Source organism: Flavobacterium nackdongense (assembly GCF_004355225.1).
Classification (GTDB): domain Bacteria; phylum Bacteroidota; class Bacteroidia; order Flavobacteriales; family Flavobacteriaceae; genus Flavobacterium; species Flavobacterium nackdongense.
Genome location: NZ_CP037933.1, coordinates 1,057,024 through 1,080,603, shown reverse-complemented (window position 1 = coordinate 1,080,603; position 23,580 = coordinate 1,057,024). Strand labels below are relative to the sequence as shown.

General features: G+C 35.5%; 20 protein-coding genes. 6 read left to right on the top strand and 14 right to left on the bottom strand.

Features of this window, described 5'->3' with window-relative positions; all coding sequences use genetic code 11:
* Nucleotide 1: 1 nt before the first annotated feature.
* The 12 genes from E1750_RS04275 to fahA form a co-directional block, all read right to left on the bottom strand.
* On the bottom strand, nt 2–346 hold the full coding sequence (locus E1750_RS04275) for a cupin domain-containing protein (RefSeq protein WP_133275581.1): 345 nt from the start codon (nt 344–346) through the stop codon (nt 2–4).
* 18 nt (nt 347–364) lie between these two features.
* Nucleotides 365–1,150 carry an acetylglutamate kinase gene (argB, locus tag E1750_RS04270; RefSeq protein WP_133275580.1) on the bottom strand — a complete coding sequence of 262 codons (786 nt, stop codon included), beginning with the start codon at nt 1,148–1,150 and terminating at the stop codon, nt 365–367.
* 73 nt (nt 1,151–1,223) lie between these two features.
* Nucleotides 1,224–2,174, bottom strand: a complete 951-nt coding sequence (locus tag E1750_RS04265; protein ID WP_133275579.1) for an N-acetylornithine carbamoyltransferase — start codon at nt 2,172–2,174, stop codon at nt 1,224–1,226.
* Nucleotides 2,175–2,243: 69 nt separating this feature from the next.
* Nucleotides 2,244–3,005, bottom strand: coding sequence for a glutamate 5-kinase (proB, locus tag E1750_RS04260; protein ID WP_133275578.1), 762 nt, complete (start codon nt 3,003–3,005; stop codon nt 2,244–2,246).
* Nucleotides 3,006–3,112: 107 nt separating this feature from the next.
* Complete coding sequence (locus E1750_RS04255; RefSeq protein WP_133275577.1) at nt 3,113–4,309, bottom strand: glutamate-5-semialdehyde dehydrogenase; 1,197 nt, start codon at nt 4,307–4,309, stop codon at nt 3,113–3,115.
* Between the two features lie 4 nt (nt 4,310–4,313).
* Nucleotides 4,314–5,120 (bottom strand): Fic family protein, encoded by an 807-nt coding sequence (locus E1750_RS04250; protein ID WP_133275576.1) that lies wholly within the window; start codon nt 5,118–5,120, stop codon nt 4,314–4,316.
* A gap of 23 nt (nt 5,121–5,143) precedes the next feature.
* Entirely contained in the window at nt 5,144–6,280 is a 1,137-nt protein-coding gene (locus E1750_RS04245; protein ID WP_133275575.1) for an aspartate aminotransferase family protein, read from the bottom strand.
* A 118-nt stretch (nt 6,281–6,398) separates the two neighbouring features.
* The gene (gene argC, locus E1750_RS04240; RefSeq protein ID WP_133275574.1) at nt 6,399–7,376 is read right to left on the bottom strand and encodes an N-acetyl-gamma-glutamyl-phosphate reductase; all 978 of its coding nucleotides are present in this window, start codon (nt 7,374–7,376) and stop codon (nt 6,399–6,401) included.
* Between the two features lie 188 nt (nt 7,377–7,564).
* Complete coding sequence (locus tag E1750_RS04235; protein WP_133275573.1) at nt 7,565–8,764, bottom strand: argininosuccinate synthase; 1,200 nt, start codon at nt 8,762–8,764, stop codon at nt 7,565–7,567.
* 66 nt (nt 8,765–8,830) lie between these two features.
* Nucleotides 8,831–9,454 (bottom strand): GNAT family N-acetyltransferase, encoded by a 624-nt coding sequence (locus E1750_RS04230; protein ID WP_133275572.1) that lies wholly within the window; start codon nt 9,452–9,454, stop codon nt 8,831–8,833.
* A gap of 509 nt (nt 9,455–9,963) precedes the next feature.
* A complete protein-coding gene (locus E1750_RS04225) occupies nt 9,964–10,668 on the bottom strand; it encodes a hypothetical protein (protein ID WP_133275571.1) in 705 nt (234 codons plus the stop codon).
* 175 nt (nt 10,669–10,843) lie between these two features.
* Nucleotides 10,844–12,127: a fumarylacetoacetase gene (gene fahA / locus E1750_RS04220; RefSeq protein ID WP_133275570.1), complete on the bottom strand. Its 1,284-nt coding sequence runs from the start codon at nt 12,125–12,127 to the stop codon at nt 10,844–10,846.
* Nucleotides 12,128–12,235: 108 nt separating this feature from the next.
* Between fahA and glyA the strand changes: the two genes are divergently transcribed.
* From glyA to E1750_RS04190, 6 genes are all read left to right on the top strand, one after another.
* Complete coding sequence (gene glyA, locus E1750_RS04215; RefSeq protein WP_133275569.1) at nt 12,236–13,510, top strand: serine hydroxymethyltransferase; 1,275 nt, start codon at nt 12,236–12,238, stop codon at nt 13,508–13,510.
* A 533-nt stretch (nt 13,511–14,043) separates the two neighbouring features.
* Complete coding sequence (locus E1750_RS04210) at nt 14,044–15,084, top strand: GMP reductase (protein WP_133275568.1); 1,041 nt, start codon at nt 14,044–14,046, stop codon at nt 15,082–15,084.
* A 497-nt stretch (nt 15,085–15,581) separates the two neighbouring features.
* Nucleotides 15,582–17,816, top strand: a complete 2,235-nt coding sequence (gene pflB / locus E1750_RS04205; RefSeq protein ID WP_133275567.1) for a formate C-acetyltransferase — start codon at nt 15,582–15,584, stop codon at nt 17,814–17,816.
* 86 nt (nt 17,817–17,902) lie between these two features.
* Nucleotides 17,903–18,679 (top strand): pyruvate formate-lyase-activating protein, encoded by a 777-nt coding sequence (gene pflA / locus E1750_RS04200; protein ID WP_133275566.1) that lies wholly within the window; start codon nt 17,903–17,905, stop codon nt 18,677–18,679.
* 32 nt (nt 18,680–18,711) lie between these two features.
* Entirely contained in the window at nt 18,712–19,881 is a 1,170-nt protein-coding gene (locus E1750_RS04195) for an L-lactate MFS transporter (protein WP_133275565.1), read from the top strand.
* A gap of 67 nt (nt 19,882–19,948) precedes the next feature.
* A complete protein-coding gene (locus E1750_RS04190; protein ID WP_133275564.1) occupies nt 19,949–20,485 on the top strand; it encodes a hypothetical protein in 537 nt (178 codons plus the stop codon).
* Between the two features lie 70 nt (nt 20,486–20,555).
* Here the strand turns inward: E1750_RS04190 and E1750_RS04185 are convergent, their stop codons facing one another.
* Together E1750_RS04185 and E1750_RS04180 are read right to left on the bottom strand one after the other, a co-directional pair.
* A complete protein-coding gene (locus E1750_RS04185; protein WP_133275563.1) occupies nt 20,556–22,685 on the bottom strand; it encodes an elongation factor G in 2,130 nt (709 codons plus the stop codon).
* A gap of 250 nt (nt 22,686–22,935) precedes the next feature.
* On the bottom strand, nt 22,936–23,505 hold the full coding sequence (locus E1750_RS04180; protein WP_133275562.1) for a pentapeptide repeat-containing protein: 570 nt from the start codon (nt 23,503–23,505) through the stop codon (nt 22,936–22,938).
* Nucleotides 23,506–23,580 lie beyond the last annotated feature (75 nt).

Here is a 23,580-nt window from a genome sequence, read left to right as displayed (position 1 = left end):
TTTAAATTATTATCCGATCATTATTAGTTGTTGGTTGAGAAATTACTAGAAAATCTAGTACTTCATCTGTTTCATTAGCAATATAATGTTTGGTTTTTGGCTCTATCAAAATCCCATTTTGTTCTTTTATAATTTCAATTTCATTATTCAAATAAAATGTTGCAGTACCCTTTAAAACAAAGAAAAATTGTTGTGCATTTGTATGAAAATGTAATTTTTCTTTTGTTCCGTTTGGCATACTTTCTTGTTTTACCGATAATCCATCAGTATCAGCTAAAACCCAACTATCGCATCCTTCTCCCCAAAAATAATGTTTTGCTGATTGCTTGTCAATTACTTTACTCATATTGATTGGAGAAATTATTTATAATTCTATACTCGTACCAATAGCCGTCTCGTCTTTCAACATTTTGTGATGTCCGATTTTTATTTTTTGAACTCCCTTGGACAAACTATTGAAACAGTTGTCCAATTTTGGAATCATTCCGGAATGAATGGCACCTTCGGTTTTTAATTTGTCGTAAAGAGCCGAATTGATTTGTTGGATTACCGAATTCTCATCCTCTACATCCGTTAAAACTCCCGCTTTTTCGAAGCAATAACTTAAGGTCACTTCAAAAGCTTCCGATGCGGCAATGGCTAATTCACTGGCAATGGTATCTGCATTGGTATTTAATAATTGACCTTTTTTGTCGTGCGTAATGGCACAAAAGACGGGCACGATTCTGCTATTGATTAAAGTCTGCAAAAGTGGTGTATTTACTTTTTGAACGTCTCCCACAAAACCATAATCGATTGTGGGATGGTTTCTTTTGGTGGACTGAATTAAGTTACCGTCAGCACCTGAAAATCCCATTGCATTGGTGTTATTGGCCTGCAATTGTGCCACGATATTTTTGTTGATTTCACCGGCATAAATCATCACGACGACATCCAGCATTGGTTTGTCGGTAATTCTCCGTCCGTCAATCATTTGGGGAACCAAGCCAATACTTTGCGCCATTTTGGTAGCCGATTTTCCACCTCCGTGAACTAGAATTTTGTTCCCTTCAATTTTAGAAAAATCAGACAGGAATTCAGACAATTCCACAGGATTATCGATGATGTTACCACCAATTTTGATTATTGAAAGAGGTTTTTTATCTGACATTTTTCTTTTGTTTAGATTTGAAAGTGTTGAAAATTTTTGATTTGACAACTTTCTAAAAGTTGCCAAATCTTCACTATTTTCTATTTTCTAAAATCTTCTGTAATACTAATTGAGCTGAGTAAGTTCTATTATTCGCTTGTTCGATAACCACTGAATTTTCGCTGTCAATCACTTCGTCAGTCACAATTACGTTTCTACGAACTGGCAAACAGTGCATAAATTTAGCATTATTGGTTAACGCCATTTTTTCGGCAGTCACGGTCCAATTCGGGTCGGAATTCGTGATTTGTCCATATTCTTTATAATTGCTCCAGTTTTTAGCATAGATAAAATCGGCTTTCTCGAAAGCTTTGTCTTGATCGTATTCTATGATGGAATCTTTGGTAATTTCGGGATTCAGTTCATAACCTTTGGGATGCGTGATTACAAAGTCCATTTCAGTTTGTTTTTGCATCATTTCTACAAAGGAATTGGGAACAGCTTGTGGCAAAGCACGTGGATGTGGCGCCCAAGTCAGGACCACTTTTGGTCTGTGTTCCGTTTTGTGTTCCGCCATTGTGATAGCATCGGCAAGGGATTGCATCGGATGTCCGGTGGCACTTTCCATATTGACAATTGGCACGGTAGCGTATTTCAAAAAACCAGAAATTACCGTTTCGGCATTGTCTTTGTCTTTGTCCACCAATCCTGCAAAAGCCCTGATAGCAATGATGTCTGCGTATTGAGAAACTACCGCAGCCGCTTCTTTGATGTGTTCTGAAGCGCCTTGATCCATAATAGCTCCATCTTCATATTCCAATGTCCAACCTTCGCTGCCAAAGTTCATCACCATCACATCCATTCCCAAATTTAGGGCTGCTTTTTGGGTACTCAATCGGGTTCTTAAGCTAGAATTAAAGAACAACATTACTAGTGTTTTGTTCTTGCCTAGTTTTTTATTTTTAAGCGGATTTTTTTTGATTTTTAACGCTTGTTTCACCCAATTTTCGAGTGAATCTATGTTTTGTATGGATATAAAGTTCATTTTTTTATAGTTTAATCGGTTAATTGTTTAGGCGGTTAATCGAATTGCAGATTAACCACACAGACATTCTTATACAATCTTCGTAAAAGCAATTTCATTCTTCAAACCTTTCAAAATAAAGTTATCTTCCAGTCCGTTGATAATCCAAGTTTCGATATTAGCTGCTTTTGCAATTGCTGCCGAATCAATTTTGGATTGCATTCCGCCCGTTCCGTGTGACGATTTTTTATCTCCAATTTCTTTTTCTAAAACGCTTAAATCGGTTACCAATTCAATGGTTTCGGGAAATTCATTATTGATGGATGCTTTGGTGTAAATTCCGTTTGTATTTGTTGCAATTATAAGAATATCAACGTTTAAAAGTACCGCAGTTAAAGCAGCTAATTTATCATTGTCGCCAAACTTAATTTCATCTGTGGCAACCGTATCATTTTCATTAATAATTGGAATATAGCTGTTTTTGACCAAGACATTTATCGTGTTGACGATATTGGTTTTGGTTTGTTTTTTTTCAAAATCTGAATAGGAAAGCAAACATTGTGAAGTATGCAAACCCAAATCACTGAAATTTTCGTGGTAAATCCGCATCAAATGGGGTTGACCGATAGAGGCCAAGGCTTGTTTTACAAAGACATCTTTGTCGTGATTGTCCAGTTTTACAAATTGTTTTGCCGCCGCAATGGCACCGGAACTCACGATTATAAACTCATACTCGTCCTGTAAAGCGGCAATCTGTATTCCAATATCTTCAATCTTTCCTCTCGAAATGTGATCGGTTTCTTTGGTTAATGTATTGCTACCGAGCTTTAATAATATTCTTTTTTTTGTCATTATTTTATATTTATGAATCTAAAGAATTTAAAAAATCAAAAGAATCTAAAAAAAATCATCCAAAAAAAACTTTTAGATTTTTCAATTTTTTCAATTTTTTAGATTTTTCATCTAACCTGTCCTTCACCGTAAATATACCATTTATTAGTGACTAAATGTTGCAAACCTATTGGGCCGCGTTGATGCAATTTATCTGTGCTGATCGCCAATTCGCCTCCCAAACCAAATTGCCCGCCATCAGTAAATCGGGTAGAAGCGTTTTGATACACCGCTGCACAATCTACTTGCTCCATAAATTCTTGGGCAACTGCATCATTGGTGGTTATGATCGAAGCCGAATGTCCACCGCAGTATTTGTTGATTTTAGTTACTGCTTCCTCGTTAGAATCCACAATTCCAACAACAATTTTATAATTCAAAAACTCTTCGTACCAAATCAAATCCGATTCAATTTGGGGAACATTTGTTGCTTTTGAAAAACGTTCGTCTCCCAAAATTTCAACTTTATAGTTGCGTAATTCAGCTACTAATTTAGCGGCAAAATGGTCCCAGTTTTTTAAATTGGAATCAATCAAAACTTTATCCAAAGCATTGCAAACTCCTATGTTGGTTGTTTTTCCGTTGATGATAATGTCTAGTGCTTTTTGTAAATCGGCTTCTTTGTTGATGTACAAGAAATTATTTCCTCGACCGCTAACAATTACTGGGCAAGTAGCGTGTTTCTTTGTAAAAGCAATCAATTGTTCGCCACCACGAGGAACGATTAAATCGACTTTTTGTGTTGGGTTTTCTAGAAAAGCCTGAGTTTCGACACGATTGTAATTCAAATATTCAACCCAATCTTTAGAAATCTCATTTTCTTCCAAGGCTTGGTGCCAAAGCGAAACAATTTTCAAATTGGATAACAAAGATTCTTTTCCTCCTTTCAACAAGATTTTGTTTCCGGATTTGAATGCAATTCCACCGGCTTCAACCGTTACGTCGGGTCTGGATTCGTAAATGATCATTATGGTTCCAAAAGCTGCGGTTTTGTTGGTGATTTTTAGCCCATTGTCGTGTACAAAATGGAATCTTTCCACGCCAACAGGATCTTCTTGACTAGCCAATTGTTGCATCGACAAAATCATTCCGTCAATTTTGGCATCGTTCACCAACAAACGTTTTTCCATAGCCAAATCCTCACCAGAATAATTGCTTATATCCTGTTGATTGATGCTTTTAAGATTGGCTCTTTCTTGTTCGAGAAGTTCCGCCATTCGGCTTAAAACCGCATTTCTTTTTGCTATGGATAATAATGTGTTCATATTTTTATTTTTGGTAATCTGAATTGATTGATTGTGGTAACATTAATAAAAAGGGCAGCGCTTTTGTATAATCTAATTGTTCATAAAAAATCCCTAGCTTGTTCAAATTTTTGTAATAGGCATCCACATTCTTGTAATAGTTCAATTCACTTTGTAAAAACCAAGCTTTCGCCCCTAATTTTTCAGAAATAAACCATTTTTCTAACAGTCTTGCTGCTCTTCCATTTCCATCTTCAAAAGGATGAATGTTCACAAAAACCAAATGAATCATCGATGCAAAGAAAAAGACTTCTTGAATTGTAAGGTCTCTTTTTTTTATTTTTTCAATTTCTAACCAAAATTTTTCAAATAGGAGCGTAACTTCATTGGCTGGTGCTGCTTCATATTGTATTCTAAATGTTTGATGTTCCATTACAAGCATATTTGCTGTTCTGCAAATTCCTTGTTTGTTTTTAGGAAGTAAATGCTTCGAAATTAAGGAATGACTTTTACAAAAATTAGTCTTTGTCAAGCTATTATTTTGTGCAAATATGTAAGCTTGGTATAAATCATTTGGTTTTTCGACCAAATCTTTCTTATAATCAATTGCGAGCATTTTATGTTTTAAATAACTGTCTATTTCCAATGTTTCGCCTTCAATTTTTGACGAAGCAATTGTGGCTACTGAAGTATAAAAGTTAAACGTTTCAGTAGTCATTTCTGATTCTTTCAATTGATTAAAAGAGTCAGAAAAGGGAATAGTTACTGTATTGTTTTTATATTCTTCAAGTAAAAAAGTCGTATTTGATAAAATAAAATAATCGTTTTTCATTATTTAATTTTTAAGCAATATCATTATTTCAATTCAGCCAATGATTCCTGCAAAGCCACGATAAATGTATCGATAGCATCCGTTGTAATTGTCAATGGAGGTAAAATTCTCAATAGATTTTTATTGTTGGCCCCACCAGTAAAAATATGTTTTTCGATAATCATTTTCTTTCTCAAGGCACTCACGTCAAAATCAAATTCAACGCCCAGCATCAATCCTCTTCCTTTTACTTTGATGATTTCAGGTATCACTTTGATGGCTTCAAAAAAGTATTCCGCTACTTTATTGGCATTTTCCATTAGATTTTTGCTTTCCATCACGTCCAAAACGGCAATACCGGCAGCACAAGCCAAATGACTTCCTCCAAAAGTAGTTCCCAATAAACCATAACTTGCTTTGAATTTAGGTGAAATCAAAACGCCTCCAATCGGAAAACCGTTCCCCATTCCTTTGGCAGTGGTTACGATATCGGGATGGATTCCGTGGTGTTGGTGTGCAAAAAATTTTCCGCTTCTTCCGTACCCGGATTGAACTTCGTCTAAAATTAAAACGACATCATTGGCAGCGCAAATTTTTTCCAAAGCTTGAAAGAATTCGGTTGTTCCTTGATCCAAACCACCAACTCCTTGAATAGGCTCGATGATTACACAAGCTACGTCGCCTTTTTTTAACTCAGTTTCAACCAGATCAATTTGGTTCAACGGCAAGAAGGTAACCACTTGTTGTGCGTTTAAAGGTGCCACAATCTTTTTGTTGTCGGTAACTGCAACAGCCGCCGAGGTTCTTCCGTGGAATGAATTGTCAAAAGCGATTACTCTTGATTTATTAGTATGAAAAGAAGCCATTTTCAAGGCATTTTCATTGGCTTCGGCCCCAGAACTGCAAAGGAATAAGTTGAAATCAGTTAAGCCGGAAGCTTTTCCTAATTTTTCTGCCAATTCTACCTGCAATGGATTTTGGATGGCATTCGAGTAAAAGCTCAAATTATCCAATTGTTCTTTTACTTTGGCCACATAATCCGGTTGGGTGTGACCTATAGAAATTACTCCATGACCAGAGTATAAATCTAAATATTCGATTCCTTTATCGTCTGTAATGGTGCAGTCTAAAGCTTTTACAGGTGTAATAGGATATAATGGGTAAACGTCAAATAAGTTCATAATTAGCCTCCCCCTAACCCCCTCCGAAGGAGGGGGAACTTGAACAACGGGGGGTGTTGTCTTTATTTTTTAATTATTTTATTTTGACTCCTTTGTTCCCCCTTCGGGGGTTAGGGTGCTAGAATCCACTTGGTTTCAAATGCAATCCTGTGCTTTCGTCCAAACCAAACATTAAATTCATATTCTGAATGGCTTGTCCTGAAGCTCCTTTTATCAAATTATCGATTACCGAAGTAATCAAAATCCGGTTTCCTTTTTTCATTAAACTGATAATGCATTTGTTCGTTTGCACCACTTGTTTCAAATTGATATTAGTATTTGTAACCGTTACAAACGGCTGATCGGCATAATATGCTTGGTATTTTGCTAACAAATCTTCTAAACTTTCGTCGGTTTTGGTATATAATGTTGCAAAAATTCCTCTAGTGAAATCACCTCTGTTGGGAACGAAAATGACCTCATCTTTGAAAGTTGTTTGCAGCTGATTCAATGTTTGATTGATCTCTCCCAAATGTTGATGGTCAAAAGCTTTGTAATGCGACATATTGTTGTTTCTCCAACTAAAATGGGATGTTTCAGACAGACTTACTCCGGCTCCCGTACTTCCTGTTGTAGCGTTGATATGTACGTCATCATTCAACAATCCGTGGGTGGCCAAAGGTAATAACGCCAATTGAATGGCTGTTGCAAAACAGCCCGGATTGGCAATATATTGGGCATTTTTAATGTCCGTTTTGTTTAATTCCGGTAAACCGTAAACAAAAGTTTTTCCGTTAAAGTCTTTGTCTTTTAGCAATCTAAAATCATTTCCTAAATCGATGATTTTGGTGGAGTCAGAAAACTGATTTTCATCCAAAAAGGAGATGGATTTCCCGTGTCCTAAGCACAAGAAAACAACATCCACATTGGGATTTATAGCGTCGGTAAAATTCATTTCGATATCGCCCAACAAATCGTGGTGCGCAACCGAAAGTGGTTTTCCAGCATTGGTCGTGCTGTACACAAAATCCAATTTGGCATTCGGGTGAAACATTAGAATTCTAATTAATTCTCCTGCAGTATATCCAGAACCGCCAATTATACCTATTGAAATCATAACTTTAATATTTAAAAGTATTCGAATTGATATTTAACAATTCAAATTAGATTATTTTTAAACACATAGAGGCATAGCTTTTATTAAATAAATAAGGCGTTTCACTTTTTAAAGTAAAACATAGCTATGTGAATACAGAATGGTCTATCTAATTCTTTTTACTATGATTCTATGCGTTTGAATTTTATTTACTCGTAAGTCTCCTTATTCACAGATGAAAATATGTTTTGAGCATTACCCAAAATTTTGATAAATCCTTTCGCATCGTCAGATGTCCAGGCATTGTTCATTTCGCCGTATTGTCCAAAACCAGTATTCATCAAATCATTATCCGATTCGATTCCGTCTAATGAAAAGTGGTACGGTTTCAAAGAAACGGTTACGGTTCCATTTACGGTTTTTTGAGTGTCTTCCAGAAAAGTTTCGATGTTTCTCATTACAGGATCCAAAAATTGCCCTTCGTGAAACAACATTCCGTACCAGTTTCCCAGTTGTTCTTTCCAATATTGTTGCCATTTTCCAAGCGTATGTTTCTCCAATAAATGGTGTGCTTTGATGATGATTAAAGGAGCAGCAGCTTCAAAACCAACTCTTCCTTTGATTCCGATAATCGTGTCACCCACGTGAATATCTCTACCGATTGCATAAGCACTGGCTAGTTTTTCTAGCGCGACAATATTATTGGATGGTTTGTCTTTTTTACCATTTACAGCTACTAATTCTCCTTTCAAAAATTCTAAAGTTACCTTCTCTTCTCCTTCTTTTGTCAGTTGCGAAGGATAAGCCTCGTTCGGAAGCGGTAATTTTGCGTTTAATGTTTCTTTTCCTCCAATACTTGTTCCCCAAAGTCCTTTGTTGATAGAATATTGCGCTTTTTCCCAAGAATAATGTACGCCATTTTTAGCCAAATAATCTACTTCTTCCTGACGAGATAATTTCAAGTCACGAATAGGAGTGATGATTTCAATTTCGGGAGCGATAGTTTGGAAAATCAAGTCAAAACGAATTTGGTCATTTCCAGCACCGGTACTTCCGTGAGCGATAGCAGTCGCTCCAACAGATTTAGCGTATTTTATGGCTTCGATTGCTTGGAAAACACGTTCCGCACTTACCGATAAAGGATACGTATTGTTTTTTAATACATTACCATAAACCAAATATTTGATGGCTTTGTCGTAATATTTGTCTAAAATAGTCAAGTTGGCGTGTTTAGCACTTCCTAATTCGTAGGCTCTGTCTTCGATGGCTTGTAATTCGGCATCGTCGAATCCTCCTGTATTGATTAATACGGTGTGCACTTCGTATCCTTGTTCATTTTTCAAATATTTTAGACAATACGATGTGTCTAATCCTCCACTATATGCTAATACTACTTTTTTATTTTCCATTTTGTATTTTTTTTGAGGAGTTTGTAATGCTCCGATTTCATTTTATTTGAACGGTGTGTTGTTGTTTTATTTATTTTTCAAGAAAAGAGCTGCTTTAATTTCTTTCAATCGATTCCAAATCCGCACATTAAAGGGATGTTTAGGCGGGTCTTTTGGTTTTTCTGCTGGGTCGTAAAGCATACCGGTACAAAGGCACATTTTGTAGTCCTTGCTTTTAAGAATTTCATAATTGGTACAGGTTTGACATCCTTTCCAGAAAGTTGGATCTGTGGTCAATTGTGAAAAAGGAACCGGTTTGTAACCCAAATCGGAATTGATTTTCATTACTGCCAAACCAGTCGTGATACCAAAAACCTTGGCTCCCTGATATTTTTCTAAGGAATAATTGAAAACAAAAGTTTTGATTTTTTTAGCCAATCCATGATTTCTGAAATCAGGATGTACGATTAATCCGGAGTGAGCTACGAACTTGCCGTGTTGCCAACTTTCGATATAGCAGAAACCGGCAAACACCCCATTTTTGTCTATTGCAATTACGGCATCGCGATTGTGTATCTTTTTTTTGATGTATTCTGGAGTTCTTTTAGCAATTCCAGTACCTCGTAACAAAGCAGAAGATTCTATGGTGTCGCAAATTTGTTGCGCATATTTATAATGTTCTTCTTGTGCTATAACTATAGATATTTTCATTTCGATAGTTGAATTTTTTGATTGTGAGAAAAAATGTTAAAAGGATGAAAAAACTCCATGCAAAAATACATTTTACTACGTAAAATAGTAGCAGTTGTTTTGCAAAAACTAAATTTAGTTGGAGGATTTAATAATCCAAAAGTAAAAAAATGTAATTTCAAAATGTGAAATATGAAAAATGGATAAATATTTGAAAAACTTAATTGGAGACTATATCGATAGCATCCGCACTTCGGGAGAAGTAGTTGATCTGTTTATCCGAGATAAAGAAGTTATATGTAAACTTATTTTTTTCATTGGCGCAAATTTACGAAAAAATAATGAAGACTTTTGTTTTTTTGAAATTTGTAACAAAAAAAATCACTATTGTTTTTTATTTCCTCACAAAAGGGGGTAGTACTATTCACGAGTGTACAGGTTTGGATGGTCTAAAGTTGAAAAATTACTTTGTTTAACAGAATAGTCTTTCTTTTTTATGCAATTCATATTTAGATTGAAGGAAAAGTTAATCAAATATTTTTAAAATCAGTTTCATTAATTATTATGCTTTGTACAGTAAGAGTTTCAACATTAGATGCTGGAAATATATAAGTTGCTACTTGTTTAATTCCGTTTGATTTTATTCTATTTATATATAATTTCTGCGGATAATATTTAGAAATGTAAATCCTTCTTATAACTTGGTTGTTAGAAATAATATCGTTGGAATTGTTAGTCGGATTACGAGTAGTTTCATGATACACTTGAAATGGAAAATCAGAAACATTGTTTAAGTTTATAGTCACATCGCAAGGATATAACTTTATTAGTTGATTGTTATTGAATATAAAAGGATTGCCAATAGTAGTAATAGGCTCGGAATGGCAACAATTGGAATATTTTTGTTCACTAATTGGAGATGGTTGTATTTCTATTTGATATACATTTCCTTTTCCGCTGGTTTTAAAAGTAAAATCATACTCTCCATTTGTATTTGTTTCACTTACTTCTATTTCTTGAATGAAATCAGGAAAATTACCATATAAACTAAGATAACGTGATTTACTTTTATATTCCATGACTTTTAATTTAACATTTGAAATCGGCGAATTATTGAAATCTGTTATTCTACCGGAAACTCTTGTTTCAATGCCCTCGGATAATAGGTCTGCTTCGTCTTTGTCGCAACAAGTTAAGGTGAATGTTATTGCAAGTAGTAAAAATAGTTTTTTCATGATGTTTAAAATTAAGGCATTCAAATGTAGTTAATTAAATTCTTGAATTGTCGAATAAACCTACTTTTTTTATTGCTAAAAAAACCTTTGCCATTAAAGAGTTTGTCGATAAAAGGCATAAAAAAATCCGACATTACCTTAAAATGCCGGATTAGATTGAGTTTAAAAGAATATTTTATTTCCTCACAAAAGGGGGAAGTAATTTTGTTGAAAGCTCTCCAAATCCTATTCTAACGCCGTTGTTTTTAGAAAAACCTTTCATAATTACAGTGTCGCCATCTTTTAAAAAATTGCGTTCGGTATTGTTATTTAGTTGGATTGGGGCTTTTCCTCCGGAAGTTAATTCTAACAGAGAACCAAAACTATCGGGAGTATGTCCAGAAATGGTTCCTGAACCCATCAAATCGCCCGAATTTACTCGGCAACCATTGGAAGTATGATGCGCTAATTGTTGAATCATCGACCAATAAATATATTTGAAGTTGGTTTTAGATATAGTTGTGGTCGTCGCATCTTCCGTTTTAATGGCAATTTCCAAATTGATGTCGAAGTTGTTTTTTCCTTTTTGTTGCAAATAGGGAAGAGGCGAAGGATCTTGTTTTGGCCCTTTGGCTCTGAACGGTTCTAAGGCATCCATGGTAACAATCCAAGAGGAAATGGAAGTGGCAAAATTTTTGCCTAAAAAGGGACCAAAGGATAATGATTCCCATTTTTGAATGTCTCGAGCACTCCAATCATTCATTAATACCATTCCAAAAATATAATCTTCGACTTCGCTAATGGGAATGTTTTCACCCATAATGTTGGCATCGGTGGTGATAAAAGCGGTTTCCAATTCAAAATCTACCATTCGGGAAGGTCCAAAAACAGGAGTCGTTTCTCCAATGGGAAGTGTTTGTACCATAGGTCTATTAATAGGTATACCCGATGGAATAATAGTGGAGCTTCTTCCGTGATAACCCACTGGCATATGAAACCAGTTGAGCGGTAAAGCTTTTTCAGGGTTGTTTATTATTTTGCCAATATTTGTTGCGTTTTCCAGACTGCTGTAAAAATCAGTAAAATCGCCAATTAAAACCGGCAATTGCATTTCGATATCTTTTACATCAAATATTACAATTTCCCTGTGTTCTTTATTGTCTCTAAGTTTGGGATTGGTGGCGTCGAACAATTCTGCCAATCGATTTCGGACCAATCTCCAAGTTTTTTTTCCATCTGAAATGAAGTCATTCAAGGTGTCTTGCATGAACATATCATCGGTCAATTCGATTCCTTCAAAATAATTTAATTGTTGCAAAGCACCCATATCTATGGCGCAATCTCCTATTCGAGTTCCTATGGTTATTACATCATCCTTGGTGATGAAAACGCCAAATGGTATATTCTGAATCGGGAAATCGCTATCAACTGGTACTTCTATCCAAGATTTACGGTTGGTATTATTAGCTGATATTGGCATACTATTGTTAATTATATTGTTAAGAATTACTCATCAAATATATCATAAACTTACTATTTACCAAACGATTTTTTGTATTTTTGCGCCAAATTAACTAAAATCGAAGAAATGCAACGCGACAAACAAATTTTTGACCTTATTTTAGAGGAACAAGACAGACAGATTCATGGATTAGAACTTATCGCTTCCGAGAATTTTGTAAGTGATGAAGTAATGGAAGCAGCTGGTTCTGTTTTAACCAATAAATATGCTGAAGGTTATCCAGGCAAAAGATATTATGGTGGTTGCGAAGTGGTGGATGTTATCGAGCAAATCGCCATAGATAGAGCTAAGGAATTATTTGGTGCTGAGTATGCCAATGTGCAGCCTCACTCAGGTTCTCAAGCCAATACTGCAGTTTTCTTTGCTTGTTTGAAACCTGGCGATAAAATTTTAGGTTTCGACTTATCTCACGGGGGACATTTAACGCACGGTTCGCCAGTAAATTTTTCTGGACGTTTGTACTCACCTGCATTCTACGGTGTAGATAAGGAAACAGGAAGATTGGATTATGATAAAATTCAGGAAATTGCGACCAAAGAACAGCCAAAATTAATTATCGCTGGAGCTTCGGCTTATTCTCGCGATATGGATTTTGAGCGTTTCAGAGTAATTGCCGATAGTGTTGGAGCAATTTTAATGGCAGATATTTCGCATCCTGCAGGTTTAATTGCCAAAGGATTGATGAATGACCCAATTCCACATTGTCATATTGTTTCGACAACTACCCATAAAACTTTGCGTGGACCTAGAGGTGGTTTGATTTTGATGGGGAAAGATTTTCCAAATCCAATGGGTTTGACTACTCCAAAAGGTGAAATCAGAATGATGTCTTCTTTATTAGACTTAGCCGTTTTCCCTGGAAATCAAGGTGGTCCTTTGATGCATATTATTGCAGCTAAAGCGGTTGCTTTTGGTGAAGCTTTGACGGATAATTTCTTTAGATATGCTTTACAATTGCAAAAAAATGCTAATGCAATGGCCGATGCTTTTGTAAAAAGAGGCTACGATATTATTTCGGGAGGAACTGACAATCATATGATGTTGATTGATTTGAGAAACAAAGGAATTTCAGGTAAAGATGCTGAAAATGCCTTGGTGAAAGCAGAAATTACCGTAAATAAAAATATGGTTCCTTTTGATGATAAATCACCATTTGTAACTTCAGGAATTCGTGTTGGAACTGCTGCTATTACCACTCGTGGATTGGTAGAAGAAGATATGGAAACTATTGTTACTATGATTGATAAAGTTTTATCTGATCATACCAACGAAGATATTATCGAAGAAGTGGCCGATGAAGTAAACGAAATGATGAGCGAAAGAGCTATTTTCGTTTTCTAAGTAGTACTTTTTTTAAATATAAATTTCACTAATTTTCACCATTATATTGGGTGTTAATTAGTGAAATTCGTTTTTTTAGACACAGATTAAACACACTAATTATTTTTTTTTGCCACAAATTACACGAATTAACACAAATTATATTGATACTGAAAAATTGAATTCAATTAATGATTTTTAACCACATAGAGTAATAAAAATATAATCTAGAGAAGTTTACATAGGTATTTCATTTACTTATAGCTATAACCCGGGCCCCGATAATTATCGGGACGAACTGACGAAGTAAATCTATGATGAGCAAAGCGTCTTTCTATTTTAAAGAAACAATTTTTCTATGTGGTTTTAAACTTTTTACTATTCTTATAGTTCGTGTTATGGCAACGAAATTTGTGTTAATTCGTGTAATTCGTGGCTAATTTTATTTTGCAAAATAGCACGTTTACCTTATTTATAGCCCATCAAAATATAGTGTTGTTCCGCTATATTTTTGTAATTTTGAAAGATAATTAGACAATTAAAATCAATACCAAATGAGAATTGAATTAGAAATGAAATTGGGGTTCAAAGATGTAATGATTAGACCTAAACGATCTACATTAAAGAGCCGTTCTCATGTCAGTTTAGAAAGAGAATTCAAATTTTTGCATAGTAGCACAACTTGGACAGGAGTTCCAATAATGGCTGCCAATATGGATACTGTAGGAACTTTTGAAATGGCCAAAGCCTTAGCTGAAGAAAAACTTTTTACCGCAATCCATAAACATTATTCCGTTCAGGAATGGAATGATTTTTTACATGATTTAGCACCAGAAATGTATGATTATATCGCCATAAGTACTGGTACAGGAAAGAATGATTCTAAAAAAATAGCTCAAATTTTCGAAGCCAATCCTTTATTGAAATTCATTTGCATTGATGTGGCCAATGGCTATTCGGAACATTTTGTCAATTTTGTGCAGCAAACTCGAAAGCAATATCCCGACAAAGTGATTATTGCTGGAAATGTGGTTACGGGCGAAATGGTCGAGGAATTATTATTGGCTGGAGCCGATATTATTAAGGTAGGCATTGGACCTGGTTCGGTTTGTACAACCAGAGTAAAAACCGGAGTAGGTTATCCTCAACTTTCTGCCATTATCGAATGTGCCGATGCGGCTCACGGTCTTGGCGGACAAATCATTAGCGATGGGGGTTGCAAAACTCCTGGAGATGTAGCAAAAGCCTTTGGTGCTGGTGCTGATTTTGTTATGCTTGGAGGAATGCTTGCAGGTCATACCGAAAGTGGTGGAGAATTGATAGAAATCAACGGTGAAAAATTCAAACAGTTTTACGGAATGAGTTCGACCACAGCGATGGAAAAACACGTTGGTGGCGTTGCCGAATACAGAGCAAGTGAGGGAAAAACGGTGCAAGTCCCATTCAGAGGCGATGTTGAAGTGACTTTAAAGGATATTCTTGGCGGTTTGCGAAGTGCTTGTACCTACGTTGGTGCTTCCCGTTTGAAAGAATTGACCAAACGAACTACTTTCATAAGGGTTGCGGAGCAGGAAAACACGGTTTACACCAAATAAATTGCTTATTATATAGGAGTCATTTTTGATACTATAATTTGAATTGAAACTGTAAATCATATTAAGATAAAATTTCACTAAATCCTCTTTCGAAGTTTTGCTTTGAGAGGGGATTTTATTTAACATTTCTACAACAATTGGTTTGCTTTCGAACTAGTATTTTTTACGTTTTTTTAGTAAGATTTTAACATCAGTTAATTTGTTTTTTGAAATTCAAATTTTCGCTAGGAGTTCGTTTTCAGAAGAAAATGGAGTAAAAATTAAAAATTGAAAAAGCTATACCGTTATCGTAATTTTCACAATTTTCTTTCAAAACCCTTCAAAAAATTAGGATTTTAAATTTATGTGGCTAATAATTTATTGAATTGGTTTTCAATGAAGAAAAACTTTGCGGGATTCCTAAAAAAATCGCAAAATCTATATTCTATTTACATATTTCGTAAATTTAAACATAGAAAAAAACAGATAAAAAGTATAGTTAAAATAAGAAATATAAAATGGAAAATTTAGTAAAAAGTTTAGAACTTAAAGAAGGTGTTTGGAAAGAGAGTATTAATGTGCACGATTTTATTTTACAAAACCTTAAATCATATGAAGGAGATGCAAGTTTTCTTGTAGGACCTTCTTATAAAACAGTACAACTTTGGGATGTTTGTAAAGCAACACTACTTAAAGAAAGAGAAAATGATGGTTGCCTTGCTATCGACACCGAGGTTATTTCCAATATTACTTCTTTTGGACCTGGATATATTCAAAAAGAAAATGAAACCATTGTTGGTCTTCAAACCGATGAGCTATTGAAAAGAGCGATGAAACCTTATGGTGGAATCAAATTGGTAGAATCTGCTGTAGCCGAAAAAGGATTGAAAGTTTCTGACAGAGTAGTAGATATTTTTAATTACGCAAAAAATCACAATCAAGCTGTTTTTGATGCTTATGATGGTGAAATCAAAACTTTTCGTTCTAAACACGTATTAACTGGCTTGCCAGATAATTATGCTAGAGGAAGAATAATAGGTGATTTTAGAAGAGTAGCTCTTTATGGAGTAGATAGATTGATTGTAGAGAAAAAAGCCGATAAAGAAAAAGTGTCTGGCGAAATGAGTGATGCAAAAGTTCGTTTGCGTGAAGAAATTGCTGAGCAAATCAATGCATTACAAGATATGAAAAAAATGGCTCTTTCTTATGGAATTGACATTTCAAAACCAGCTACAAATGCTCACGAAGCCGTACAGTTTGTATATTTAGCATATTTAAGCGCTGTTAAAGAACAAGACGGTGCTGCGATGTCTTTAGGGAATGTGTCTTCTTTTTTGGATGTTTACATTCAAAATGACCTTGAAGCTGGAATTATTGACGAGGAACAAGCTCAAGAATATATTGACCAATTTGTAATGAAATTGCGATTGGTGCGTCACCTTCGTCCAGGTGCTTACGACGCTATTTTTGGTGGAGATCCAACTTGGGTTACCGAAGCTATTGGAGGTCAATTACACGATGGAAGAACTAAAGTAACCAAAACTTCTTTCCGTTTCTTGCAAACATTATATAATTTAGGTGCTTCACCAGAACCGAATTTAACCATTCTTTGGTCTGAAAAATTACCACAAGGGTTCAAAGATTTTTGTGCTCAAGTTTCAATCGATACTTCATCATTGCAATACGAAAATGACGATTTAATGAGAGAAAACCGTGGTTCTGACGATTACGGAATTGCTTGTTGTGTTTCGTACCAAGAAATCGGAAAAACGATTCAACACTTTGGAGCCCGTGCCAATTTGCCTAAAGCACTTTTATTGTCCTTGAATGGCGGTAGAGAAGAATCCGAAGGTGCTCAGGTGGTGAGTGGAATTTCAGAAATGGACGACGAAGTTTTGGATTATGATACCGTAATGAAATCGTTCAAGAAAACATTGGCCGAAGTGGCTCGTGTGTATGCCAAATCAATGTATATCATTCATTATATGCACGATAAATATTACTATGAAAGAGCGCAAATGGCTTTGATTGATAGCAATCCAAAAATTGATATTGCTTATGGTGCTGCGGGAATTTCGATTATTGCCGATTCACTTTCTGCTATTAAATATGCTAAAGTAACGCCAGTTAGAAACGAATACGGATTGACTACCGATTTCAATATCGAAGGTGATTTTCCAAAATTTGGTAATGATGACGATAGAGTTGATGATATCGCTAAGGAAGTTACCAAAATATTTATCGATGAGTTGAGAAAACATAAAACCTATAAAAATTCAACGCCAACACTTTCGTTATTGACCATTACTTCCAATGTAATGTACGGTTCCAATACTGGTGCCACTCCAGACGGACGTAAAGCTGGTGAGTCATTTGCACCGGGAGCTAATCCAATGCACGGTAGAGACGAAAATGGTGCTATTGCTTCTTTGAACTCCGTTAGTAAATTGAATTACAATGATGCTCAGGACGGAATTTCTTATACTTTCACAATGGTTCCAAAATCATTAGGAAACAATTTAGAAGAACAAGTTTCCAACTTAACTACTACTTTAGATGCTTATTTTGGAAGAAATGCACATCACTTGAATGTGAATGTTCTGAACAAAGAAACCTTGTTAGACGCATACAATCACCCAGAAAACTATCCGCAATTAACGATTCGTGTTTCGGGCTATGCTGTGAATTTTGTACGTTTGTCCAAAGCACATCAATTAGAAGTAATTAGCAGAACGTTCCACAGTACAATGTAATTTCAAATTATATTGTATTTTTATAAATTCTATTTCTTTAAATTTTTACTTAAGGAAATAGAATTTAATTTTAATAACAGACACCTATGTACTTCCCAGAGCAAGACACCCATTTATTAAACGAATCTGAAATTGACTTATTGAGAATTCATTCCTTAGAAACTTTTGGAACCCACGATGGACCCGGAATTCGAATGGTGGTATTTGTTCAAGGCTGTCAATTTCGATGTTTGTATTGCCAAAACCCAGATTCGATAGACATTCACGGAGGAACATTGGTGACTATCGATGAACTCGTTTCAAAAGCAGTAAAACAAAAAGCCTATTTTGGTAAACAAGGTGGAGTGACCGTTTCTGGCGGTGAGCCTTTGTTGCAAAGAGCCAAATTAGTTCACTTTTTCGATCGTTTGCACGAAAACGGAATCAATACTTGTTTGGATTCGAATGGGCGCGTTTTAGACGATCATACTAAAGAGCTACTTGACCGAACCGATTTACTATTGTTGGATGTCAAACACATCAATCCAGAATGGCATAAAAAACTCACCAGTTTAAGCAACACCACTACTTTAAAAATTGCAGAACACCGCGAAAGCACGGGAAAACCAATGTGGCTGCGCTATGTTTTTGTTCCCGGTTATACGGATCAGGAGAAATATTTACACGAATGGGCCAAACATTTTTCAGGTTATAAAACTATTGAAAGAGTAGAGATTATCCCTTTTCACCAATTGGGAAAACACAAATGGGAGTTAATGAATATGGAGTATGCGCTTGCAGACACTCCTTCGCCAACTACCGAAGCGTTAGAAAATGTCAAAGCCATTTTTAGCTTGTATTTGGATAACGTTACTATAAAATAAATTCAGATTTTACCGCATTAAGAATTAGAAGAATGAAAAAGAATAAATATTTGATTGTGTTGGCTGGTATGATTATGCAGCTCTCCATCGGATCTATTTATGCATACAGCAAATGGATCGAACCTTTGGCTAACGAATTACATTGGGATGCTCACGATACCAAAACAGGTTTTAGTTTAGCCATTTGTTTTTTAGGATTAACAGCTGCTTTTATGGGTAAATTTGCTCAAAAAGTAGGGCCAACCAAAGCGGGTTTATTAGCAACATTATTTTTAACATTAGGTTTATTAGGCAGTGCTTTGGCTGTAAATATGGGTAATATCTACTTATTTTACTTGACTTTTGGAGTTTTGCAAGGTATTGGTTTAGGGTTTGGATACGTGGTTCCTGTTTATACTGTTGTCAAATGGTTTCCCGATAAACCAGGATTGGCTTCTGGAATTATTATTATGTCTTTTGCCTTAGGCTCTTTATTAGCTTCTTTTTTAATTAGCCCATTGATTACTTCTATGGGATTATCAGGAGCATTTGCCACACTTGGAATTGGCTATGGGATTTGTATGTTGTTAAGTGCCTTATATTTGGCAAATCCTGAAAGTAAAAGCACAACACACCACGCTCACATCGATTTGACTCCAAAAGAAATCCTAACCGACAAACGTTTTATAGCGCTTTGGTTATTATTATTTCTGAACGTTTGTGGCGGAATTGCCATCATTTCCAAAGCGGCGATTTTGGGTCAGGAAGTAGTAGGAATGTCGGCAGCACAAGCCACGATGTTTGTCGCTATCATTGGATTATTTAATGGATTGGGACGTTTGTTTTGGTCTAGTATTTCAGATAAAATAGGCTGTTGGACCACTTTTATGTTTTTTATTGGCATCAACGTAATTTGTTTTGCTTTGATACCGAGTTTTTCGAGCCATTCTATTTCTTTTCAAATCTTGACGTATGTCATTATTGCAGGATATGGAGCGGGTTTCGCTACAATGCCTTCTTTTGTAAAAAGCATTTATGGAACTGAAAAATACGGACAAGTTTTGGGTTACATACTAACCGCTTGGTCTGCCGCAGCATTTGCAGGACCCTTATTATTGGGTTTGAGTACTGAAATCACTATTTTTTATCTGTTTTCTTTCTTATTGATCATCGCATTAATGGTTGGAATCTGGTTGAAAGGATTGTTGGCAAAATCTTATTAACTTTGTTATTCAAAAATAAAGTAACGAAGGATAAAGTAACTTAAATGTTTAATTTTAATTAATAAAAATGAAAAAAATCTATTGTTTTTTGATGCTTGTAATGATCACTTCTTCTTTTGCGCAAGAAGTGGAAACTCAATCAGAGCAATTTAAACCCTATCATTCCATCAGTGGATTGTTGAGTCATACGATGATTAAGGACGGAATTAGTGAAGGTAAAACCGAGTGGATTACTTTTCCGTCATTTGCATTTGATTATAATTTTGTTTTTAGTCCCAAATGGAGGATCGGTCTTCATAATGATGTAATTTTTGAAGATTTTATTGTAGAAAATAAAGACGGAAACGAATTAGAACGATCAGAACCTTTTGCGACTGTTTTGGTCGGAGGATTTAAACCTGGCAAACACTTTACTTTCGAAGCAGGAATGGGATATGAATTGGCGAAAGAAGAGAACCTTTTTTTAACTCGATTTGGTACTGAATATGCTGTGGAATTACCTCACGAGTGGGAGTTCATAGTCAATCTAGTATACGACATCAAGTGGGATGCCTATGATAGTTTCGCCTTTGGAATTGGAGTTTCAAGGTCGTTTGGTAAATAAATAATATTACCATAAATAGAAAAGTTCCGCAGATATTGCGGAACTTTTTTGTTTAATAATCTTGATACCTTTAAACCAGTTCTTCTTCTTTTTTAAACTCGGAAACTAATTTTTTCTGCATATCAAAAGAAACCGATTCGTAGTGATCAAACTTCGCAGTAAATCTAGCTCTTCCTTGTGTTAAGGAACGTAAATCACTGCCAAATTCCTGCATTTCTGCAAATGGGAGAAAAGCTGTTATCAGCGTAAATTGTCCCTCGGCATCCATACTTTCTACATTGGCTCGATGCGTTTGAATATTACTCATAATCGCACCCGTAAGTTCCTCGGGAGCTTGAATTTTAATATGATAAAATGGTTCTAATAATTGCGGATCGGCTTTCACAAAGTTTTCTTTAAATGCCATCATTCCAGCGGTTTTAAACGCCAAATCGTTGCTGTCAACCGGGTGCATTTTTCCGTCATATAAAATTACTCGAACGTCTCTTACATAAGAACCTGTTAACGGACCTTTGGTCATTTTTTCCATAATTCCTTTCATAATTGAAGGATGGAAACGAGTGTCTATAGCACCTCCAACGATGCAATTGTAATAGATTAATTTGCCACCCCAAGCCAAATTGATTTCTTCTTTTCCTCTAATATTGTAGCCTTTGGGTTCCTCCATTCCTTCGTACCAAGGTTCGATTTTCATCGCCACTTCGGCAAATTGTCCTGATCCACCCGATTGTTTTTTGTGTCGATAGGTGATTTCTGCACTTTTTTGAATGGTTTCACGATACGGAATTTTTGGACTTCTAAATTCAACCGATAATTTGAATTGCTTTTCTAATTTCCATTTGATGATAGCCAAATGCAATTCGCCGTGGCAATGAATAATGGTTTGATTTAATTCGGGTGAAACTTCAATTCGAATGGTGGGATCTTCTTCGACCAATTGGTGCAAAGCCATCGATAATTTTTCTTCTTCCCCTTTTTTGGTGCCTTCCACAGCGATGGAATAAGTCGAATTTGGGAATATAATTGGAGTAATTTCGATATGTTTTCCTTTTTCGTGCAGCGTGTTATTGATGTGGGTGTCTTTCAGTTTTAGCGTTGCACCAATATCTCCAGCGGTCAATTCATTTACTGCAGTTCGTTTGCTGCCTTCCACTTCGTATATTTGATTAATGCGTTCGACTTGACCCGTATTTTCGTTGGTCAATTCGTCTCCTACTTTTATTTTTCCCGAAAGCACCTTAAAGAAACTTAAATCTCCAATGTGTGGCTCAGAAAGGTTTTTGTAGATAAAAATGGCAGTTGGGCCGTTTTCGCTGCATTCGATTTCCTTTCCGTCAATGGTTTTTTGTTTGGGCATTTCATAAGCCGAAGGACAAACATTGTCAATGAATCCCATAATTCGTCCGCTTCCCATATTTTTCTTGGCTGAAACGCAAAATACAGGGAAAATTTCGTGTTTTATCAAGGAATGATGTAAGCCTAATTTCATTTCATCTTCATTCAACTCGCCTTTTTCAAAATAGAGTTCCATCAAGGTTTCGTCATTTCCGGCAATAGTTTCGATTAATTCTTGATGCAAACGATTGGCTTTCTCAGTTTCAGTTTGGGGAATTGGCAGTTTCTCTGGTTTTCCACCATTTTTTGGATATTTGTAAAGCACCATATTCAAAACATCGACAATAGCATCAAATTCAGGGCCTTGGTTCAATGGATATTGGACGATAACCACACTTTGTCCAAAATGATCTTTGGCTTCTTGAATCGTTTTATCGAAGTCTGATTTTTCGTTGTCCAATTGGTTTACGGCCAATAAAATGGGTAATTTATACTCATTGGCATATTCCCAAATAATATCGGTGCCGACTTCGACACCCATTGAGGCATTCAAAAGCATCAAACCACAATCGGCAACGCGCATCGCTCCAATAATTTCTCCAGCAAAATCATCATAGCCGGGCGTGTCCAGTAGATTTATTTTGTACCCTCTCCATTTGGTATTGACTAATTTAGAAAAAAAAGATTTGCCTTTTTCGTGCTCGATATCCGAATAATCGGCGACTGTATTTTTCTCTAGGATCGAACCTCTTCGGTTGATTAATCCCGCTTCAAATAACATCGACTCAATCAGAGTCGTCTTACCGCTTCCGGTGTGCCCAACTAAAACCACATTTTTAATGTGTTTGATATCAAAATTTGCCATATCTCTTTGATTTAAATTAGATTAGTGTATCAAATTTCAAATAAAAAAAATTTTCTGTTTATGATATATATCATATTTTAAACAGTTTATAATCGTTATTTAAGGGAAGAAAAATAAAAAGATTTGGGAAGTAATTTCAGCCTTTTAAAAGTACTACATTTTTTTAATGTTGGATAAAAAAAACAAAGATAAATTACTAAAGAAGAATTCTTAATGGTAGTGAAGGAATTATGGAATAGAATCAATTTTTTTAAGTCACAATAATATCGTGTTTGTAAAGCAAGCCTTTGACTTCCGCTAGAGAAAACACTGCCTTCTTAATCTTGGTTTTCGTTGGGTCAATGGTGTAGTTGTAGCTCGTTTTGAGTTGAGCTTTACTGAGATTGGCTTTGCTAAATTCAGAACGATATAAATCACAGTTGTCGAAAAGGACTTCAGTCAAATCGGTGCTCATAAAATCGACGGCTATCATACTGCAATTGACAAAATTAGTTCCTTTTATTTTTAAGGTATAAAATTTGGAGAAATCCAGAATACAATCCTTGAAATGAATTTCGAAGATGAGTTTATCGCACATCGCAAAATTGACATCTACGATTTTGCAACGATTAAAAAACACGGTTCTTAGGGCAACGTGATTGATTTTGGCTCCGCTAAAAATACAATCGTTAAAGGTGCAATCTATAAAAACGACTCCTATAAAATTGCATTGCGAGAAATCACAATGATTAAAAACACAAGATTCAAATTCCATTAAATTGACCTCTTTTTCGCCAAAAGAGTGGTTGTTGTATTCGACGTCAAGGAAATATTGGGTCATAATTGGAAAATGAAATGGTTTAGTTATCCCAAAGAAACTAATTTAAACAAAAAAAGCCCAAACTTTCGTTTGAGC